This is a genomic window from Trinickia symbiotica, from assembly GCF_002934455.1.
Classification (GTDB): Bacteria; Pseudomonadota; Gammaproteobacteria; order Burkholderiales; family Burkholderiaceae; genus Trinickia; species Trinickia symbiotica.
On record NZ_PTIR01000021.1, the window covers coordinates 1 to 18,919 of the forward strand.

The window sequence follows — 18,919 nt, forward strand, 5'->3', positions numbered from 1 at the left end:
CAGTCATAGGTTGCGTCCGCAAGTTGTAGTTGCGGACGCAAGCCTGCGCTCGTTCAGCTTCCGATTCTAGGTGCGCTTAAATTCGCGCTTACAGTTCGTCGAACGGTATCTCGCTTGCCAGAAGCCAGCTCTTCTCATCCTCTTCGTCTGCCATGCTCCGTCTCCGGCCTAGGCGACCGCCGAGACAAGCCCGGCGTCGCCGCGCGGCATCAGTTCGTGAACTTCGAACGGAATGCCTGCGCTGCGGCATTTCCGTGCGAGGAATTCCGCTTCCGAGCTGTCATGCGTCGACAGGATGACCTGATAGCCCAGCTCGCGAACCATCTGCCTGAGCAGGTCCATGAAGGCGCTCGCGTGAATGATGTCATTATGCTGCAACGGATCGTCAAGCAGCAGGCCCCGCCAGCGCGACCAGGAGAAGGTCGTGCTCGCCGCCAGCAGCGCGCTGAGGCTGAGTGCGGAAAGCTGACCCTCGGAGAAGAAATAGTTCGGATTGATCTCGAGCTGGCTGGTGATGCCGTCTGTGCCGGTGTGAATGATCGCCGGGCGCAGTTCCGAGCGCGTTGCATGATGCTCCGCGCGGTAGGTAATCGACGAATCCGACCAGGTCATGAGTGTGCGCGAGAAGCGCTGAATCGTGTCGTTGAGCGGCTTCAGCACGTCATCGGCAAATTCCTCGGCGCGAGTCTGCATCTTGGCGCCGACCTCTTCCATCCGGTCTCGCGCGCGCTGGGCAATCTCGAGCTGCGCACCGGCCGCCGCCACATCGGCCTGCAGCTTTTCCGTCGCCTCGGCCTCGGTTGCGACTCCCTTCTCGCGGATTGTCGCCGCGATCGCGCCCTCGCGCATCTGCAACTGCTGGTCGTTTTGCCAAGTGCGAAGCCCATTGATTAGATCGGCCTGGGCGGAGGCGATCGGTTCGGCACGCGCCGTCCGCTCGGCCACCTGCGACCGCAGTTGCGCGACGCGGGCAGGGTCGGGGTCGCCGGTCTGGCCAAGGTCGCTCCACCGACGGCAAAGATCCCTGCGTGTCTCGGCCAGCTTGTCCAGGTCAGCATTGGTTGTCGCGAGGCTCGCATCCTCGCGATTGATCGCCGCCGCGAGGCTGTCTCGCGCGACGCGGGCCGCGTCAAGCGCCTTCTGGTCGATCTGAAGCTGTTCTCCGATCGCACGCGCCTCGGTCTGCGCGGCGGCTTCCTCCTGTGCGAGCGGCACGAGCAAACCGCCGCCCGGCGCCCAGAGTTCGGGATGCTGGGTCAACAACGAACGCGCTGCCTCCATATCCGACGACGCATTCGCCAGCACCCGTTCGAGACTGACCCGCTTGACCCGTTCGGCCTCGATCGCAGCCTGAGCATCCGCCAGGCCCGCATCGAGAACATCCTGCGACGGCCCATCCGATATCTGGCGATCGATCGCATCGAGGTCGGCGCGAAGCGCGATCAGGGCGCTGTCGTCATAATGGGCGTCGGGGGCGCCACCGGCCTCGACAAGTTGTTGCACAAGATTTGCCTCACGCGCTTGTTCGGTCGCCAGGGCTGTCGCTAGCTGGGCACGCTCCGCGAGGCCGCGATCGACCTCTGCGAGCTGGCGGTTGAGGTCTTCCCGGCGCACCTTCGCCGCTGCGAGCGCGTTGCCGAGTTCGGCAGCTGGCGCCGTATCGACGGACGCATTGGCCAGCGCGAGCGCTTTCAGCTGACCGATCTCGAACGGCGTGGCGCAGACCGGACAATTGGTGTCGTCGTGCGACAGCTGATGTGCGATCCGCGATACGGCCTCCGCCAGCGTCTGGGCGCGCTCGTCATGGCTTTGCAATTGCCGCGTCAGGCGCGCGATCTCGTCAGCGATCGCCGTGACGTCCACGGTCAGTGCCGCGCGTCTGCCGCGAAGCGCGGGTTCGTCGAGCGCATCGGCGAGCGGCTTCAGGCGCTGGATCTCGGTGCGCACAGTTCGCAACGAAGCGGAGAATTGCGCCCGCACTCTCGCGGCATCGATCCGGCCAGAGATTTTGTTTCGTTCAGCGCGAAGCGCTGTCGCGGCCTCGATAGCCATTCGGCTTGTCGTCAGGCGCGCCTCTGCCCGCTCGGCATCGGTCCTCGACGTGTCGAGCTGGCGCTCGGCATCAGCCATCTGCGCGGTGCTGCGGTCCAGTTGCTCCATCGCACGTGACACACGGGCGAGTGACGCCGCCCGTGCCTGATTTTGCGCCGCGCGTTGTTCCGTGCGCGAACTAGCCGTCGTGGCGGCGGCGAGACCGGCCTCGGCCCGCGTCAGCTCCTCGACGAGCTTGGTGCGTCGGTTAGTGATCTCCTGTGCCATCTTCGACTTCTGGACGCTCTGATCGCCGACGCCGGCATAGTCGACGCACAGGAGCTCGAGCTCGGCGGCGCGGCTCGCGGCCGCTTCATTCGCCGCTCTGCCATCGGCCAGCAACGCCGCAAGCTCGTTCAGGGCGCTTTCGGCTTCGGTGCCTGCGGTGACCGGCATCCAGCGACCTGCTGGCACAAGTGGCAGGAATTGCTGCGCGAGGCGCTCAACAGCTTCCAGGACCTGTTTGGGTGAGAAGGACCGTTCGGAGCTCGAAAGACGCGCAAGGCGATTGCGATCGACGATCAACATCCGCCACGTGTCGAGCAGTGCCGAAGTGGTTTCGAGGCGCTGGCCGCGATCACGAATGGCACGGGTGAACGCCTGGCGCGCGCCTTGGCCGCTGACGCGCTCGCGCAGCAGGTTGATGCGGTCGACTCCCGCAGGACCCTTCAACGCCTCCCACTGGCTTTTGGGTTCGCGCAGCGAGAACCGGCGCGTCGACGCCTGTCCGAGAAAATGTGTGATCGACAGATAGCCGTGCAGATTGCCTATCTCGGGCCAGTCGGGCCTCTTGAGTAGCCGCTCGATCGAGCCCTGGGGCGGAAGAAAACCCGCACCCCGGTCGATGGGCGCCCCTTCCGAGAAGGCGAGGCTCACCCGGTGACTGTTCTCGGTCGCGCCGACCCGGGTCAGGGGATCGCGTCCCTTGCGCCGGGCGTCATTAGGAATGTCGGCGAAGCGTCCAACCTGGCCGGTCAGTGCCCATTCCACCGCATCGAAGAAGGTCGTCTTGCCTAGGCCATTGGCGCCAGTGATCAGGGTGACCCCGGGCCCTTCGTGAAATTCGAATGCGTAGCTTTCGCCATAGATACGAAAGTTCGAAAGCTCGACGCTGCGCAGGAAGATGTCGCTCATATCTTCGCTTCCAGTTCGATCAATGCCTCGACAAGCCCGTCGAAATCGAGGTCCTTATCATCGACGGCCTCTTCCCACCCGTCGGGCAGGGCATAGCTTGCAACTGTATCGAGCAGCACCTGCTGCTGCTGCGTCGGCCAGGGGCGCGCGACGAAGGTCCGGGTCAGAAACGCCTCGGCGTCGTCCACCGTCGGCGCCTGATCGAACAACCAGACCAATTTTCGGCACGTCCGGTCATCAGCCTCGATCTCCGAAGCCAACTGACGCCAGTCCGAGCGGCTGAAGGCTCCCCGCGGTCCGATCAGAAACAGTTGAAGATTGGGCGCTTCGGCGGCCAGCCAAGAGCGGGCGATGATGGCCTGATTACGATACCGCCGCAGCTGCGGTTCGATGCTCGCCCGCAGCGCCGTTCCTGACAATTCACCGATCAGTAAAGGGATATCATCGATTCGTGCCACGCGAACCGCCTTAGGAAGGTCATCGTCGTGTCGCTTGATCGACGAGACGGCTTCGCTTAGGAATTCGGAATTGAAGCGGTTGCCAACCAGCTCAACCGCGCCATCCGCGACGCGCGCTCCGATGCGTTCGGCCGCCTGCAGCAGCAAATCCGCGAATGCTGGCACTTCAGCCATGTTCTTCCTCCTCAAGGCCTGCCTGGGCCGCTTCCGATCGCCATCTGAAAATCGATTGAAAATAATCCTGAACGCTCTGTTCCCCGGCCTCGAGAGCGGTCACGAACACATCGTCGGCCCCAATCACTAGCGGCCCCTCGCCCAGCGAGGTCATCCCCACCCTTGGCGGATCGCCCGCAGCACGGTCGAAGCGCAGTTCGCCCTCGATTAGCCGGAAGGCATCTTTGAGCTGGGCAAGGAGGACGATGCCCGTCGACCAGCTCTGGCGCATCGCACAGGATGCACCGAGCTCCCTCCCCCCGATCCACCCAACGCCGCACGCGTGGCCCGTGATGCCATGGGTCGCGACATTGCCCGGCGGGCCGGCGGCTGGGGCCAAAGCATGCCCCGAACAGACGGCGAATGTGAGGCCGAACAGCGCGGGCTTGGTCAGGAACGGCCTGAGGATCTTCGGGCCGACCCGCACGAGCATCCCGTCGCGCAAATCCGCATGATCCTGTTCGGTCGCGAGCAGGAGCAGGAAGCGCTGCCGCGTCACCGCGTTGGCAAGCAGCGCTCCATGCCAGATCTCCCATCGCGCCCAGAGCCGCGCCTTCAATGCCGGCTCGATCGGCCACCCCATCTCGACTGCCGCGGGTCCGAGAATCTCATGGAGGGCGCCGCGCAACTGCCGCTGCATTTCACCGTCAAGTGCAGCATGGACCGTTTCGGCGAGCAGTGCCGGTCCGACCGTGGCCTGTATGTCGAGTGGGGGCGGAGCGGCCCAGTCATGGACGACGTACGGTGCCGCAAGACCCGGCCCGGGCAATTCGCGCGCCGCGCACAGCTTGTTCAATGCCGCCCGCCAGCCATGGGCGTCGCGGGTACGAATGACGAAGCCCGGAACATGGGCGCCGATCCGCGCGATCGCCGCAACCAGTGGACCGGCGTCGGCCGCCGATATGTCCGCATAGACCGCAAATGCGCGGCCGCCGACCCAATAACGTTCCGCTTCGCCGGGCGTCACCGGGCTGAGCCATTCGATGTCGGCACCATTTGCGCGAAGGAGGAGATGATCACTTTCACCTGCAACCGCGGCGGCAGCAACAAGCGGAGGCGGTGCGGCGCCCGGCGCGGCGGCGACAGCGGCTTCGAACCGGGCGCGCGCCGTCGCTGTCAGTTGCGGCGATTCCGGCCGCGTCGCCGACGCCCGCACGCGGCTGGGAAACGTGGAGAGCATCGCCTCGAACGGCTTGAGGTTCGGACGCGAATCCGGGCCAAGCCGCAGGAACCGACGATAGGGCGTGAACGGCGTGCCCCCCTCAAGCGTGATGGCGCCGGTGACAGGCACCGCGCCGTCAAAGGCGACACCCGTGGTGATTTGAACGCGGTTGTTCCCGCTTATCCGGTCGGCCTCGATCACGAGGAAGACAGCGAGTCGGTTATGGAGCGCAGTCGTGCGGCGAAGCAGCCGCGGCTCGTTGGTGTGAAAATGGATACGCGCCTGTGGACGCAGCTGCGCGATGATCGATTGCCAAACGGCCTGTGGCACGAGGTCAAGGACCCGATCGCGATATAGCGCGAGCAGATCGAGACCGGCACCGCCCGCTGCCCAGGCTTCCTGTTCGATCACCTCCAGCGCAGCGATGGCAGGGCCGAGATCGAGCCCAAGGATGAACTCGCAAATAGCGCGATGCTCCATCGCGTTGAAGGCGGCCATCAGGAAATCGACCAGCCCACCATCTCCATTGCCCGAGATGAAGATAAGCGGCTCCGCCTGATGAGTCAGCAGCGCGGCCGACATTTGTGAGGGCAGCCAATATGACGGCGTCTCGCCATCGAGGAATGCCTCGAGCCCGAACCCGATCGCCAGGATGACGACGTCATAGATCTTGCCCAGCGGCGATGCGCCTGGGACAAGGACGCGTACCGTACTGATCGTGCTGGGATTGAGGCCGGTAACTCCCAGATCCGGCTGAAACGACAGAATCGACGACCGACGAGCATCGTCAAACTGCGCTCGCAAGGTCGCGGCAACCTCGCCCGCGGAGCCGGCCGTCCAGTTCATCAAGGGCAGGCCGGCGTTGGGATTGTCCGAACCGGCATTGGGCCAGTCGTAGAAATGGGGATGGAGGTAGCGGCTGCTATTGCGCTGCAGCTCCAGCACGTTCGATCGGCTTTCGAAGAGATCGAGGGCCTTGAGGTTGGGTGCGGCGCGGGCGAGCGCGACGGCGGCGGTAATGCCCGCAGCGCCGCCGCCCACGATGGCGACGCTGCCCGTGTCCTGTAGCAAACCGCGCGATAGGATCGCATCGACAAGGTTCAGCGCACGGACCTGCTGGGCGAAAACGGTCACGCGCTGCTCGAAGCTACCCAAGACGAACACGCTGTGCGTATCTGGAATGATTGCTTCTGCGATGATCTCGTCTGCGGTCATAAACGCCTGCGCTCACTTGAGGGCGAAAGACATGAACAATTTGTTTTGGCCGCAACGGCGACCCGAATCTTCTCTCATACCTTACTGCGTCCTTCTGCGCGCCATGATATCGGAATGATTGGCAGTCGCGACCTCAATCTGTTCCCAAGTTCCACGTTGCTGTTGACCCAATTGCGATGAAAGCACAGGAACAACCATGGGAGGCGCGGGGCAATGACACCGACATGCTTGTAAAGCGTGGCTCTGAGCACCTCGTCACTGTTCCGGTAATCTATCTGTGTCCGCTTCGGCCGAACTTCCAAATCTCACTGCGACTAATCGAGCGTCCGCTGCACTTTGAAAGCCGCCTCATGTGTCGCGGTGGCTCAACAGGCCGAGTTGGGTCGTTTGCTGTCCTTGTGCAGGGCAAAGCGGTCACTCAAAGAAGCGCGCTGGCCCGACGACGGCAAATTAACACTTAGCGGTCGTTTGCCGCCGCTCGGCGCGATGACCGCTATGCGGATGAAGCAACACTCGCCGTGCCGTGGTCAATGGGATGGCCGATTGCTTGGCGAGGCGGACGCGTGTGCGACCGGGACATGGCGCTGAACAGTGCTCTTTCAGCCCCGATACCGGCGCCGATTTTGATGTAGTCCAGGTCCGCGTTCGACGAACCGACGCTGCAGCACGAAGCCGAAGCTTAGGGATGCGACATGGCCTGACGCTGTAGTGCTGGATCGTCCGTTGTTCGGCCAAGTGCTATCTGCGCGCCTGGGGCGCCACTGTTGATGTCAGCCGGCCATCTTCTGACCGGAGACTTCTACGCGACATCGCGACCCGCCCGCACAATGTCTGCGGACATTCGTGCCATTCAACGCCTACCGCGCTTCCTTTCCCGCTCGTCCAGCACCATGCCCACGACATCGCCGACCTTTTCGGCAAAGAGGTCAAGCGTGTGCTCGTCGATAGCAACGGTAGACCCTGTTTCCGCCACATTGCTCACGGAGAAGCTTGCCTCGAGCCGCGCGACTACCTCTGCATTCGTTGATCGTTTGTTTGCCTCCGCCGCGCGCCGAAGCTTTGCCTTGAGGTTGGCTGGAAGGCGGAGATTTGTCTGGATGTCTTCGCTTGTCATGACGCAAGTCTATGTAGCAAACTGCTTGCACGCAATGTAGCAAAGTGCTACATTCATCTCGTGATCAGCAACGCGGAGCCAACGGCTCGGAGGACACTGCGTGAGCGCAGTCGACGAGTCGCTGCTAGCGATGCATTCGGGTTGCGGCCAATGGACGCAACCCGTGTCTACGAAATGGCGGGCTACCTCGATCAGGAGCTCGTTACTACGATCTGCAACAAAATTGGAGTGAGTCATGCATACCAACGCGAGAAATTCTTTCGCAGAAGCGATCGGGCAAACGAAGCCGACACCTGCTTTCGTTGCCGAAATGCGTCATCTCAATCAAGAAACAGCGAGCTGCCCCCTTGGTCGAAGTACCCCAGCGGGCGTGCTGCGCTTTCTGTTTGACCGCGTCAACGAGCTGGATGCTTCGGAATTGGAATTCCTCTCGCAATCCAATGAACTGGCGGGACACATGGCGATGAACCTAGCCAGCGTTGTGTCGGGTATCGGTAGCCTTGTTGCGTGGGACGATCAGGCCGGCAACTTCCGCGACGACGGCGACAGCGTGAGTGACTTGCTGTTCACCATTGCTAACCAGATAGAAGTCATCGGGGAACTGAGCAACATTGGTTTCGAAGCATCTACGTTGTTGCGGATGAAAGGTGGCGCCGATGTGACTGAATGCGACACGCCGGTGGGAGGGTGCCACAATGGATAAGATCAATGATCTTGCAAGCCGCGCTTGGAACATCCACAACATCACCGCATTCATGGTCGAGGCGCTTCCCGACGATGCGTTGGGCGCGCTTCCGGTTAGATCGGCGATATGTCAGCTGCGCGAGATGTCGTCTGAGCTTGCAATGGACATCATGGAGCTCGATAACGAGCTGCTCGGTTGCGCATACGGCGCAAAATCGGCAGCAAGTGGCGTATACCCAGAAAAAAGAGACAAGTAGAGTTACGTGATGCGACGCTTCCAAGCCTTCAAGTTCGAACTCAAGCCGACCGGTGAACAGCAGCGGGACATGCGCTGCTTCGCTGGATCGTGCCGTTACGTCTACAACAAGGCATTGGCGTTGCAGCAAGAGAACTACGAGGCAGGCGGCAAGTTCATCGGCTTTTTCGCAATGGCGAAGTACCTGACGGAGTGGCGCAACGGGCCCGCAACGCCTTGGCTTAAAGACTCGCCAATTCACCCGCTCCAACATGCACTCAAAGATGCGGACTGGGCATACAAGAAGTTCTTCGCCAAGCGCGCTGGATTTCCGCGCTTTAAGAAGAAGGGGCTTCGCGACAGCTTCCGGTATCCGGCCGCAAAGCAGGTAAAGCTGGATCAGTCAAACAGCCGCATTTTTCTGCCCAAGCTGGGATGGGTTCGATATCGCAGAAGCCGGGACGTTGTCGGCGACTTGAAATATGCAACGGTGTCGCAAAGGGCGGGTAAGTGGTTTGTCTCTATTCTCACCGAGCGCGAAGTTGAGTCGCCACTGCCCCAGGCGACGAGCGCAGTCGGCATTGATGTCGGCATCGCGCGGTTCGCGACCTTTAGTGACGGCGACTATCTCGAGCCATTGAATAGCTTTAGGCGGCACGAGGCTCGACTGCGCCGCGCACAGCGGGCAATGAGCCGCAAAAAGAGGCTGAGCCACAATTGGCATAAGGCCAAGCGACGCGTTCAAAACATCCATGCCCACATAGCCAACGCTAGGCGCGACTATTTGCACAAGGCCACGACACGCATTAGCCAAAACCACGCAATGGTGTGCATCGAAGACCTGCGAGTGCAGTACATGTCAAAGTCGGCTGCCGGCACCGTCAAGGCCCCGGGCAGGAACGTCCGAGCCAAGAGCGGGCTGAACAAATCGATCCTTGATCAGGGATGGTATGAGTTCCGCAGACAGTTAGAGTACAAGCAGGCATGGAGCGGTGGTTGGCTTATCGCCGTGCCGCCGCAAAACACAAGTTGCACTTGCCCAACTTGCGGTCACGTATTTGCGGACAATCGCCCTACCCAGGCGCGGTTCGCCTGCGTCCGCTGCGGCTATGCGGATCACGCTGACGTTGTGGGCGCAATCAACGTGCTTCGCCGTGGCTTAGCACTATTCAGCAGTGAAGGGCAGGACCATGCCCGGATAGCCTGCGGAGAGCCGGCGCAGTCAGGCCACTCAGTGAAGCAGGAACCCGCCGAGGCGGCATGAGATTGATAGTTCTCTCTTAGTCGCGGTAGGAATCCTCCGGATCAAAGCGGAGGAGGATGTCAAGTCCTCGAGCGACATCAAAGTCAAGTCAAAGTCAACTACGGAAGCAATATCGGCGATGAGCACGCGCAAGCTATTGACCACCTCACCCGGACTCTGAATGGAACTCAAGATTCAGAAATGGGGTAACAGCGCGGCGGTCCGGCTGCCAGCTGTGTTGCTGGAGCAAATCGGCGCGTCGGCGGGTAGTTGGCTAAACGCCGATGTGCGGCCCGATGGGGTGTTGCTTACGCCCGCTCGCCGCAAGCATTCGCTTGATCAACTGGTCGCGCAGTGCGGCCAGAATGCTCCGCAACCGGCTGATCTTGCTGCGTGGGTCGAAGCCAAGCCGGTCGGGCGTGAAGCATGGTGAGGCGCGTCAAATTCGAGCGTGGCCATATCGTACGTGTCAGCCTGAATCCGACGATGGGGAAGGAGCAACAAGGGGATTTTCGGCCCGCGCTCGTTCTCTCGCCTGCGGCGTGCAACGCGCTCGGCGTGGCGCTCGTCGCACCGATTACGCAAGGAGGCGAATTCGCGCGATACGCCGGATTCGCTGTGCCGCTCTCGGGCTTGAGCACTGAGACGCAGGGCGTGGCCTTAGTGAACATGGAGTGAGCTGTTGTAGCTGCCCGGTCACTGGGCAGGCGCCTGCGCATAAGTGGGTCCGCCGCGTTGAATATCGCACCTCACTCAACTTTCGTCGCAGCTCGCCGATATAACGTTCGATCTTGAAAGTGGGCCGAGCGCGACAAACCCGAACCGGAATTGCAAGTGGACGACGACAATTTCTTCCAGAACGCCCTGCGCCAGGCGAACGAAAAGCGCCGAGCGCGCTTCAAAGAGGATTTTAGCTGGGCAATCGTAGTCTCGCCCGTGCTTGCCGCGCTCACAGCTTGGTGGGCTCTGCACGGGGACCGGCTAATGGTTCCTGTAGCGGCATTCTTTGTCGTGGTCACTTGCGCGCTATGGGGATGGAAAATTCTTGGGGGCCCGCGTCGCCATCGGTGACGCCTTCAACGGAGCCAGGCTTTGCGGTGAACTGCTTCGTCTACCCGTGGATAGTCATTGTTATTGCCGGCTACCTGTTCCGGCAGCAGCGTGCAAAGCGCCACGGAGCTCATAGCCAGCGAGCCTTCTTTCGGAAGGCAGAAGTCGCTGGTTCGATCGAAGCCGAGTCCAAGACACCTTCCCCAGTTCACGAGTGTGCTTTCGAGGCATGCAACTGCAGTCCGAGTGCCCTGATCACCTTCAGGATGGTATCGAAACTTGGATTGCCTTTTCCCGACAGCGCCTTGTATAGCCCTTCGGGGCTGACGCCGGCGTCACGAGCAACTGCTGACATACCACGCGCGCGCGCAATCACGCCGAGCGCATGGGCGACGAACGCCGGATCGTCGCGCCCTTCCTGAAGACAGGCTTCAAAATATTCGGCGATGTCGTCTTCTGTTTTCAGGTGTTCGGCCGAATCCCACGGCCGAGTCTTGATTTTGCTCATGTAACCCTGCGTCGAATACTTCGGTCGTGCGGATGTTCAGCAGTTTGTATTGTGAACGGGGCGTTACAAACCTGTAAACTATGGTTCACAGCGCTCCGCGGTACGCCAGTCTCTGACCGCGTGGGTCGAAGTCGACAACGCAGTCATTACCCCGCATTCCCTCAACGCCGCGCCGACCCGCCCCGGCAATGGGCTAAAATGCACGTTCGCCGCCGCGCCTCCCGCGCGCCGCCCCCGACAAGTTCCGACTAATCGCCGCGGTGCACTTCAACGTGCAAAAACTGTATGTGCGTCATGTGTTCACGCACCGGGAGTACGACAAATGGAAGCCTTGACATTTTCGCGGAGCGAAGTAGAGGAACTGACCTCGCACTTCGAGGCCATCTCCCAGAAGGTTCCGCTGCACCCGATCAGTACGGAGCGCGAGTACGATCTTGCCGTGCGTGCGCTGAATGCGTTGCTCGACGCGGGTGCGGCAGACGAAGGCCACAAGCTGGCACCGCTCGCGGATGCCCTGGGTGAATTCATCGGTGACTACGATGAATCGCATCACCAACTGCCAGAGGCGTCGCCCGCAGAGGTGCTCAAGTACCTCATGCTTGAGAACGATGTGCGACAGTCCGATCTGCCAGAGATCGGTAGCCAAGGTGTCGTTTCAGAAATACTCAGCGGGAAGCGAGAATTGAACGCCCGCCAAATCGCTGAACTGTCTCGGCGATTTCATGTGAGCCCAGCGGTGTTCTTCCCGTCTGTATAGACCAGTATTCATTTCGGGCGTGACCGCGTCACCACCACAATCCCCCGCCGGCCCGCCCCGCCAATGGGCTAAAATGCACGTTCGCCGCCGCGCCTCCCGCGCGCCGCCCCCCAGGCCGCGCACCGTTCGCGACGCCGTTAAGCCCTCCAACCTCCGATGCGAACACTCCCATGAGCCAAGTATTGCGTCTCTCCGATCTGATCGCGAAAGGCTTGCTCTCAGGCAAGCGCGTTTTCATCCGCGCCGATCTGAACGTCCCGCAGGACGACCAGGGCAACATCACCGAAGACACGCGCATCCGCGCCTCGGTGCCGGCGATCAAGGCCGCGCTCGATGCCGGCGCGGCCGTCATGGTGACCTCGCACCTCGGCCGGCCGACCGAGGGTGAATTGAAGCCCGAGGATTCGCTCGCGCCGGTGGCCAAGCGGCTCGCCGAGCTCCTGGGCCGGGACGTTCCGCTCGTCGCGAATTGGGTCGAGAACGGCGTGAACGTGGCGCCGGGCGACGTCGTGCTGCTCGAAAACTGCCGCGTCAACAAGGGCGAGAAGAAAAATTCGGACGAGCTCGCGCAGAAGATGGCGAAGCTTTGCGACATTTACGTCAACGATGCCTTCGGCACCGCGCACCGCGCCGAGGCGACGACGCACGGCATCGCCAAATACGCGCCGATCGCCTGCGCGGGCCCGCTGCTCGCCGCCGAGCTCGATGCGCTCGGCAAGGCGCTCGGCAATCCGAAGCGTCCGCTCGTGGCGATCGTCGCGGGCTCCAAGGTGTCGACGAAGCTCACGATCCTGAAATCGCTCGCCGAGAAAGTCGATCAACTGATCGTCGGCGGCGGCATCGCCAACACGTTCATGCTGGCGGCGGGCCTGCCGATCGGCAAGTCGCTCGCCGAGCCCGATCTCGTCGGCGAGGCGAAGGCGATCATCGATGCGGCCCGCTCGCGTGGCGCCTCGGTGCCGATTCCGACCGACGTCGTGACCGCCAAGGAATTCTCGGCGACGGCCGCCGCGCATACGAAGCCTGTCGCTCAGATCGAGGCCGACGACATGATCCTCGATATCGGTCCCGAAACGGCCCGCGCGCTCGCCTCGCAGCTCGCGAGCGCCGGCACGATCGTCTGGAACGGCCCCGTCGGCGTGTTCGAGTTCGATCAGTTCGGCGGCGGCACGAAGACACTCGCCGAGGCGATCGCGCGCTCGTCGGCGTTTTCGATCGCGGGCGGTGGCGATACGCTCGCCGCGATCGCGAAGTACGGCATTCACGACAAAGTGAGCTACATTTCCACGGGCGGCGGCGCCTTCCTCGAGTTCCTCGAAGGCAAGAAGCTGCCGGCGGTCGAAGTGCTCGAATCGCGGGCTTAAGACGCGTGGCCACTCGCGCACCGAAGGCAAGCACTGCCCGACGCGCAGCGGACCGCCGAAGGACTGGCCAGGTGCCGCCCAGCGCGCCGGACGATCGGCTCGCAAAGGACGCTCAGGCGGCCCAGAGCGCCACGCGCGCCACGATATCTTCAGACAAAGCGACGCCGGCTCGAGCCGGCGCGCGCCCCGACGCGAACCTGCAGGCAGAGGTCGCGCCGACGCATCCTACTCGCAGCGCTCCACTCAGCGATTCAACCGAGACGAGGAGATTCATGCATCGCGCCACCAAGATTGTCGCCACCATCGGTCCGGCGTCGAGCTCGCCCGAAATCCTGCTGCAAATGATGCGAGCGGGCCTCGACGTGGTGCGCCTCAACTTTTCGCACGGCACGGCCGACGATCACCGCAAGCGCGCCGAGGACGCGCGGGAGGCCGCGCGCAAGCTGGGCCGGGAAGTGGCCATCATGGGCGACCTGCAAGGCCCGAAGATCCGCGTCGGCAAGTTCGAGAACGGCAAGGTGCAGCTCACGCCGGGCGAGCCGTTCATTCTCGACGCCAATTGCGAGCTCGGCAACGACGAGCGCGTCGGCCTCGATTACAAGGACCTCCCGCGCGACTTGAAGCCCGGCGATGTCCTCCTGCTCAACGACGGGCTCATCGTGCTGACGGTCTCGCGCGTCATCGGCGAAGAGATTCACACGGTCGTCAAAGTGGGCGGCGAGCTCTCGAACAACAAGGGCATCAACCGTCAGGGCGGCGGCCTCACGGCGCCGGCGCTGACCGCGAAGGACATGGAGGACATCCGCACGGCGATGTCGATCGGCGTGGACTATATCGCCGTCTCGTTCCCGAAGAACGCGACCGACATGGAAATGGCACGCCAGCTCGCGAACATCGCCGGCATGCCCTACGGCATCAAGCCGAAAATGATCGCGAAGATCGAGCGCGCCGAGGCTATCCCGGCGCTGCAAGGCATTCTCGACGCGTCGGACGGCATCATGGTCGCGCGCGGCGATCTGGCCGTCGAAGTCGGCAATGCGGCCGTGCCGGCGCTGCAAAAGCGGATGATCCGCATGGCGCGTGACTCGAACAAGCTCGTCATCACGGCAACGCAGATGATGGAGTCGATGATCCACGCGCCGGTGCCGACGCGCGCTGAGGTCTCCGACGTCGCGAACGCGGTGCTCGACGGCACCGACGCCGTAATGCTCTCGGCCGAGACGGCCGCGGGCAAGTATCCCGTGCAGACGATTGAAGCGATGGCGGCGATCTGCGTCGAGGCCGAGAAGTCCGAGCACGTCGAGCTCGACCGCGATTTTCTCGATCGCACGTTCACGCGGATCGACCAGACGGTCGCGATGGGCGCGCTTTTCACCGCGCACCATCTCGGCGCGAAGGCAATCGTGGCGTTGACCGAGTCCGGGGCGACGGCGCTGTGGCTCTCGCGCCACTGGACGCATGTGCCGATCTTCGCGCTGACGCCGCGCGTCGGCAGCGAGCGCGCGATGGCGCTGTTCCGGAACGTGACGCCGCTCGCGATCGAGCCCAACAGCGATCGGGACCAGGCGCTGAAGCAGGCCGTCGAGGTCGTCGTGTCGAAGGGATTCGCCGCGCGCGGCGACATGGTCGTGCTGACCGTCGGCGAGCCGATGGGCCAGGCGGGCGGCACGAACACGCTCAAAATCGTCCGGATCGGCGATCCGTACTGACGAGCGTACGGAACTGAACTGACGACATAGCGGGCCCCGAATCGGCGCACACGGCGGGAATCTACCGTCGGCCGGCGGGGAACGGGGCCTGCTTCGCGATAAAATCGCGGTTTCGCTCAAGAAAGTGCCGCTCGAGCACCCGGTTTCCATCCCCAAGGAGTATTCAGCATGCCTCTCGTATCTATGCGTCAACTGCTGGACCACGCAGCCGAGCACGGCTACGGCCTCCCAGCGTTCAACGTGAACAACCTCGAGCAGGTGCAGGCGATCATGGCCGCGGCGGACGAAGTCGGCGCGCCCGTGATCATGCAGGCGTCGGCGGGCGCGCGCAAATACGCGGGCGAGCCGTTCCTGCGCCATCTGATCGAGGCGGCGATCGAGTCGTATCCGCATATCCCGGTCGTGATGCACCAGGATCACGGGCAATCGCCGGCCGTCTGCATGGCGGCGATCCGCAGCGGCTTCACGAGCGTCATGATGGACGGCTCGCTGCAGGCTGACGGCAAGACCGTCGCGTCGTATGAATACAACGTCGACGTCTCGCGCAAGGTCGTCGAAATGGCGCACTCGATCGGCGTGACGGTCGAGGCTGAACTCGGCGTGCTCGGCTCACTCGAAACGATGAAAGGCGACAAGGAAGACGGTCACGGCGCCGAAGGCACGATGACGCGCGAGCAGCTCTTGACCGACGTCGAGCAGGCCGCCGATTTCGTACGCGCCACGCAATGCGACGCGCTCGCGATCGCGATCGGCACGTCGCACGGCGCCTATAAGTTCACGAAGAAGCCGACTGGCGACATCCTCGCGATCGAGCGCATCAAAGAGATTCACTCGCGCATTCCGAACACGCACCTGGTCATGCACGGCTCGTCGTCGGTGCCGCAGGAGCTGCTTGCCGAGATCCGCGAGTTCGGCGGCGACATGAAAGAGACGTACGGCGTGCCCGTCGAAGAGATTCAGGAAGGCATCAAGCACGGCGTGCGCAAGGTCAATATCGATACGGATCTGCGGCTCGCGATCACGGGCGCGATCCGGCGCTATTTTGCGCAGAACCCGAGCAAGTTCGATCCGCGCGACTATCTGAAGCCGGCCCGCGAGGCCGCGAAGAAGGTTTGCGTCGACCGTTACCGCGCCTTCGGCTGCGAGGGGCAGGCGGCGAAGATCAAGCCGCTGCCGCTCGAGAAGATGGCCGAGAAGTATAAGTCCGGCGAGCTCGCGCAGGTCGTGCGCTAAGCCCGGGGCGCTCGCGAGAGCGCCCTTTCACCTGTTTTCATCCATTTCCGGTTCACGACGATGTCTACCCTTTACGAATCCTCGCTTCGCTCGCTGCCTTTGCTCGGCCGCGGCAAGGTCCGCGACAACTACGCGGTCGGCAACGACCGCCTGCTGATCGTCACGACCGATCGCCTCTCGGCGTTCGATGTCGTGATGGGCGAGCCGATTCCGGACAAGGGGCGCGTGCTGAACCAGATGGCGAACTTCTGGTTCGAGCGCCTCGGCCATATCGTTCCGAATCATCTGACGGGCGTCGCGCCTGAGACGGTGGTCGCGCCCGACGAAGTCGAGCAGGTGAGCGGACGGGCGGTGGTGGTCAAGCGTCTCACGCCGATCCTCGTCGAGGCGGTCGTGCGCGGCTATCTGGCCGGCAGCGGCTGGAAGGACTATCAGGCGACGGGCGCGATCTGCGGCGTGGCGCTCCCGCAGGGGCTCTCGAACGCGGAGAAACTGCCCGAGCCGATCTTCACGCCGGCCGCGAAAGCGGAGATGGGCCACCACGACGAGAACATCACGTTCGCGGACGTGGAGCGGCGAATCGGCGGCGACCTGGCGGCGCGGATTCGGGACATCTCGATCCGCCTTTACCAGGAAGCGTCCGAGTATGCCGCGACGCGCGGCATCATCATCGCCGATACGAAGTTCGAGTTCGGCCTCGACGAGAACGGCGAGCTCGTGCTGATGGACGAGATCCTGACGGCGGATTCGTCGCGGTTCTGGCCGGCCGGAGGGTATCGCGTCGGCGGCAACCCGCCTTCGTTCGACAAGCAGTTCGTGCGTGACTGGCTTGAAACGCAGAACTGGGGCAAGACGCCGCCGGCGCCGAAGCTGCCCGACGACGTGATCGCGAAAACGAGCGAAAAGTACCGCGAGGCGCTCGAGCGGCTGACGGGGCAAAAGCTGGGAATGACCGCACCATGAGCGAAGCCGCCGTGACCGCCGCCAGCGCGGGAAGCGAAGCGCGCGCGCACCAACATGATTCGCCGCTCGTCGGCGTGCTGATGGGATCGAGCTCCGATTGGGACGTGATGAAACACGCAGTATCCGTCCTGCGCGATTTCGACGTACCGTACGAAGCGAGAGTCGTGTCCGCGCACCGGATGCCCGACGAAATGTTCACCTATGCCGAACAGGCCCGCGAGCGCGGATTGCGCGCGATCATCGCAGGCGCGGGCGGAGCCGCCCATCTGCCCGGCATGCTGGCCGCGAAGACGACGGTACCCGTGCTCGGCGTGCCCGTGGCGAGCAAATATCTGAAGGGAGTCGATTCGCTCCACTCGATCGTGCAGATGCCGAAAGGCGTGCCCGTCGCGACGTTCGCGATCGGCGAGGCAGGCGCGGCCAATGCGGCGCTCTTTGCCGTGGCGCTGCTGGCCGGCACGGCGGATCTGTATGCCGAGCGCCTCGCCGCATTCCGTTTGAAGCAAAACGAGGCGGCGCGCGCGATGGTGCTGCCGGCGCTTTGACGCATACTGAAATGACTCAAGACAACACCCCCGTTTCTGCGATCCTTCCGGGCGCCTGGCTCGGCATGATCGGCGGCGGCCAGCTCGGCCGCATGTTCTGCTTCGCCGCTCAGGCGATGGGCTACCGCGTCGCCGTGCTCGATCCCGACGAAGCGAGCCCGGCCGGCAGCGTGGCCGACAAACACTTGCGTGCCGCCTATACCGACGAAGCGGCGCTGACCGAGCTCGCGCGGCTCGCTGCGGCCGTCTCGACGGAGTTCGAGAACGTCCCCGCCGCGAGCCTCGATTTTCTTGCGCGCACGACGTTCGTGAGCCCGGCCGGCCGCTGCGTGGCGATCGCGCAGGACCGCATCGCCGAGAAGCGCTTCATCGCGAGCTGCGGCGTGCCGGTGGCGCCATATTTCGCGATCGAGTCGTCCGAGGCGCTCGCCGCGCTCTCCGATGCCGAGCTCGAAACGGTGCTGCCGGGTATCCTGAAGACGGCGAGACTCGGCTACGACGGGAAGGGACAGGTACGCGTGACGAGCGCCGATGCCGTGCGCGAGGCGCACAACGCGCTGGGCGGCGTGCCGTGTGTGCTCGAAAAGCGCCTGCCGCTCAAGTTCGAGGTCTCCGTGCTCATCGCGCGCGGGGCGAACGGCGCGACGGCCGTCTACCCGCTCTCGCAGAATGCGCATCGCAACGGCATCCTGTCGGTGACGATCGTGCCGGCGCCCGACGTCACGCCGGCCCTCGTGCAGCAGGCTCAGCAGGCCGCGCTGCGCATCGCCGACGCGCTCGACTATGTCGGCGTTCTTTGTGTCGAGCTCTTCGTGCTCGAGGACGGTTCGCTCGTCGCCAACGAAATGGCGCCGCGCCCGCACAACTCGGGTCACTACACGGTCGACGCCTGCGCCACGAGCCAGTTCGAGCAGCAGGTGCGCGCGATGACGGGCATGCCGCTCGGCGATACCCGCCAGCATTCGCCGGCCGTCATGCTCAATGTCCTCGGCGACGTCTGGTTCGCGCGCAGCGGACCGGCCGGCGGCCAGGGGCCGGCCTCGGCGTCGACCTTGGTACCCGTGACGCCGCCGTGGCAAGAAGTCGCCGCGATGCCGACCGCGCGACTCCACCTGTATGGCAAAGAGGAAGCGCGCCCCGGGCGTAAGATGGGGCATATCAATTTCACGGCCGCGACGCTCGACGAGGCGCGCACGGCCGCACGCGATTGCGCGCGGCTCCTGCATATTCCGCTCGGCTAA

The 18,919-nt window shown here is 63.4% G+C and carries 17 protein-coding genes and 1 pseudogene; 13 read left to right on the forward strand and 5 right to left on the reverse strand.

Annotated elements, in window-relative coordinates; translation table 11 throughout:
- Positions 1 to 168: 168 nt before the first annotated feature.
- The 4 genes from B0G57_RS24535 to B0G57_RS24550 form a co-directional block, all read right to left on the reverse strand.
- Positions 169 to 3,225, reverse strand: a complete 3,057-nt coding sequence (locus B0G57_RS24535; RefSeq protein ID WP_018440880.1) for an AAA family ATPase — start codon at positions 3,223 to 3,225, stop codon at positions 169 to 171.
- Positions 3,222 to 3,857, reverse strand: coding sequence for an ABC-three component system middle component 1 (locus tag B0G57_RS24540; protein WP_018440879.1), 636 nt, complete (start codon positions 3,855 to 3,857; stop codon positions 3,222 to 3,224). The genes B0G57_RS24535 and B0G57_RS24540 overlap by 4 nt, the downstream gene beginning before the upstream one ends.
- Positions 3,850 to 6,273, reverse strand: a complete 2,424-nt coding sequence (locus B0G57_RS24545; RefSeq protein ID WP_018440878.1) for an ABC-three component system protein — start codon at positions 6,271 to 6,273, stop codon at positions 3,850 to 3,852. Before B0G57_RS24545 ends, B0G57_RS24540 begins: the two co-directional genes overlap by 8 nt.
- 850 nt (positions 6,274 to 7,123) lie before the next feature.
- Complete coding sequence (locus B0G57_RS24550) at positions 7,124 to 7,387, reverse strand: Arc family DNA-binding protein (RefSeq protein WP_018440877.1); 264 nt, start codon at positions 7,385 to 7,387, stop codon at positions 7,124 to 7,126.
- Between the two features lie 235 nt (positions 7,388 to 7,622).
- Between B0G57_RS24550 and B0G57_RS24555 the strand changes: the two genes are divergently transcribed.
- The 5 genes and pseudogenes from B0G57_RS24555 to B0G57_RS24575 all read left to right on the forward strand — a co-directional run.
- A complete protein-coding gene (locus tag B0G57_RS24555) occupies positions 7,623 to 8,090 on the forward strand; it encodes a hypothetical protein (protein WP_146013392.1) in 468 nt (155 codons plus the stop codon).
- Positions 8,083 to 8,328, forward strand: coding sequence for a hypothetical protein (locus B0G57_RS24560; RefSeq protein WP_018440875.1), 246 nt, complete (start codon positions 8,083 to 8,085; stop codon positions 8,326 to 8,328). Before B0G57_RS24555 ends, B0G57_RS24560 begins: the two co-directional genes overlap by 8 nt.
- A 9-nt stretch (positions 8,329 to 8,337) precedes the next feature.
- Positions 8,338 to 9,570 (forward strand): RNA-guided endonuclease InsQ/TnpB family protein, encoded by a 1,233-nt coding sequence (locus tag B0G57_RS24565; RefSeq protein ID WP_018440874.1) that lies wholly within the window; start codon positions 8,338 to 8,340, stop codon positions 9,568 to 9,570.
- Between the two features lie 160 nt (positions 9,571 to 9,730).
- Complete coding sequence (locus B0G57_RS24570; protein WP_018440873.1) at positions 9,731 to 9,982, forward strand: AbrB/MazE/SpoVT family DNA-binding domain-containing protein; 252 nt, start codon at positions 9,731 to 9,733, stop codon at positions 9,980 to 9,982.
- Positions 9,976 to 10,221, forward strand: a pseudogene (locus B0G57_RS24575) (type II toxin-antitoxin system ChpB family toxin); the annotation flags it as partial. The gene B0G57_RS24570 and the pseudogene B0G57_RS24575, both read left to right, overlap by 7 nt.
- 586 nt (positions 10,222 to 10,807) lie before the next feature.
- On the opposite strand, the gene B0G57_RS24580 reads toward B0G57_RS24575, so the two are convergent.
- Positions 10,808 to 11,107: an addiction module antidote protein gene (locus B0G57_RS24580; RefSeq protein ID WP_018440870.1), complete on the reverse strand. Its 300-nt coding sequence runs from the start codon at positions 11,105 to 11,107 to the stop codon at positions 10,808 to 10,810.
- A gap of 272 nt (positions 11,108 to 11,379) precedes the next feature.
- On the opposite strand from B0G57_RS24580, the gene B0G57_RS32410 reads away from it, so the two are divergent.
- The 8 genes from B0G57_RS32410 to B0G57_RS24620 all read left to right on the forward strand — a co-directional run bounded on the left by B0G57_RS32410 (position 11,380) and on the right by B0G57_RS24620 (position 18,919).
- Positions 11,380 to 11,442, forward strand: coding sequence for a hypothetical protein (locus tag B0G57_RS32410; protein ID WP_408646780.1), 63 nt, complete (start codon positions 11,380 to 11,382; stop codon positions 11,440 to 11,442).
- On the forward strand, positions 11,430 to 11,864 hold the full coding sequence (locus tag B0G57_RS24590; RefSeq protein WP_018440869.1) for a helix-turn-helix domain-containing protein: 435 nt from the start codon (positions 11,430 to 11,432) through the stop codon (positions 11,862 to 11,864). Before B0G57_RS32410 ends, B0G57_RS24590 begins: the two co-directional genes overlap by 13 nt.
- A 170-nt stretch (positions 11,865 to 12,034) precedes the next feature.
- Positions 12,035 to 13,228, forward strand: a complete 1,194-nt coding sequence (locus tag B0G57_RS24595) for a phosphoglycerate kinase (RefSeq protein WP_018440868.1) — start codon at positions 12,035 to 12,037, stop codon at positions 13,226 to 13,228.
- Positions 13,229 to 13,500: 272 nt separating this feature from the next.
- Positions 13,501 to 14,937, forward strand: a complete 1,437-nt coding sequence (gene pyk, locus B0G57_RS24600) for a pyruvate kinase (RefSeq protein ID WP_018440867.1) — start codon at positions 13,501 to 13,503, stop codon at positions 14,935 to 14,937.
- A 168-nt stretch (positions 14,938 to 15,105) separates the two neighbouring features.
- Positions 15,106 to 16,170 carry a class II fructose-bisphosphate aldolase gene (gene fba, locus B0G57_RS24605; protein WP_026229700.1) on the forward strand — a complete coding sequence of 355 codons (1,065 nt, stop codon included), beginning with the start codon at positions 15,106 to 15,108 and terminating at the stop codon, positions 16,168 to 16,170.
- Positions 16,171 to 16,230: 60 nt separating this feature from the next.
- A complete protein-coding gene (locus tag B0G57_RS24610) occupies positions 16,231 to 17,133 on the forward strand; it encodes a phosphoribosylaminoimidazolesuccinocarboxamide synthase (protein ID WP_018440865.1) in 903 nt (300 codons plus the stop codon).
- Positions 17,130 to 17,678 carry a 5-(carboxyamino)imidazole ribonucleotide mutase gene (purE, locus tag B0G57_RS24615; RefSeq protein ID WP_018440864.1) on the forward strand — a complete coding sequence of 183 codons (549 nt, stop codon included), beginning with the start codon at positions 17,130 to 17,132 and terminating at the stop codon, positions 17,676 to 17,678. Before B0G57_RS24610 ends, purE begins: the two co-directional genes overlap by 4 nt.
- Before the next feature lie 11 nt (positions 17,679 to 17,689).
- The gene (locus B0G57_RS24620) at positions 17,690 to 18,919 is read left to right on the forward strand and encodes a 5-(carboxyamino)imidazole ribonucleotide synthase (protein WP_018440863.1); all 1,230 of its coding nucleotides are present in this window, start codon (positions 17,690 to 17,692) and stop codon (positions 18,917 to 18,919) included.

Excerpts from the sequence above, each read along its gene's own strand:
- B0G57_RS24565 (WP_018440874.1), top strand. The coding sequence starts at position 8,338 with ATGCGACGCTTCCAAGCCTTCAAGTTCGAACTCAAGCCGACCGGTGAA.
- B0G57_RS24560 (WP_018440875.1), top strand. The coding sequence starts at position 8,083 with ATGGATAAGATCAATGATCTTGCAAGCCGCGCTTGGAACATCCACAAC.
- purE (WP_018440864.1), top strand. The coding sequence starts at position 17,130 with ATGAGCGAAGCCGCCGTGACCGCCGCCAGCGCGGGAAGCGAAGCGCGC.
- B0G57_RS24580 (WP_018440870.1), bottom strand. The coding sequence starts at position 11,107 with ATGAGCAAAATCAAGACTCGGCCGTGGGATTCGGCCGAACACCTGAAA.
- B0G57_RS24610 (WP_018440865.1), top strand. The coding sequence starts at position 16,231 with ATGTCTACCCTTTACGAATCCTCGCTTCGCTCGCTGCCTTTGCTCGGC.
- B0G57_RS24555 (WP_146013392.1), top strand. The coding sequence starts at position 7,623 with ATGCATACCAACGCGAGAAATTCTTTCGCAGAAGCGATCGGGCAAACG.
- fba (WP_026229700.1), top strand. The coding sequence starts at position 15,106 with ATGCCTCTCGTATCTATGCGTCAACTGCTGGACCACGCAGCCGAGCAC.
- B0G57_RS24540 (WP_018440879.1), bottom strand. The coding sequence starts at position 3,857 with ATGGCTGAAGTGCCAGCATTCGCGGATTTGCTGCTGCAGGCGGCCGAA.
- B0G57_RS24595 (WP_018440868.1), top strand. The coding sequence starts at position 12,035 with ATGAGCCAAGTATTGCGTCTCTCCGATCTGATCGCGAAAGGCTTGCTC.
- B0G57_RS24570 (WP_018440873.1), top strand. The coding sequence starts at position 9,731 with ATGGAACTCAAGATTCAGAAATGGGGTAACAGCGCGGCGGTCCGGCTG.
- B0G57_RS24545 (WP_018440878.1), bottom strand. The coding sequence starts at position 6,273 with ATGACCGCAGACGAGATCATCGCAGAAGCAATCATTCCAGATACGCAC.
- pyk (WP_018440867.1), top strand. The coding sequence starts at position 13,501 with ATGCATCGCGCCACCAAGATTGTCGCCACCATCGGTCCGGCGTCGAGC.
- B0G57_RS24590 (WP_018440869.1), top strand. The coding sequence starts at position 11,430 with ATGGAAGCCTTGACATTTTCGCGGAGCGAAGTAGAGGAACTGACCTCG.
- B0G57_RS24620 (WP_018440863.1), top strand. The coding sequence starts at position 17,690 with ATGACTCAAGACAACACCCCCGTTTCTGCGATCCTTCCGGGCGCCTGG.
- B0G57_RS24550 (WP_018440877.1), bottom strand. The coding sequence starts at position 7,387 with ATGACAAGCGAAGACATCCAGACAAATCTCCGCCTTCCAGCCAACCTC.
- B0G57_RS24535 (WP_018440880.1), bottom strand. The coding sequence starts at position 3,225 with ATGAGCGACATCTTCCTGCGCAGCGTCGAGCTTTCGAACTTTCGTATC.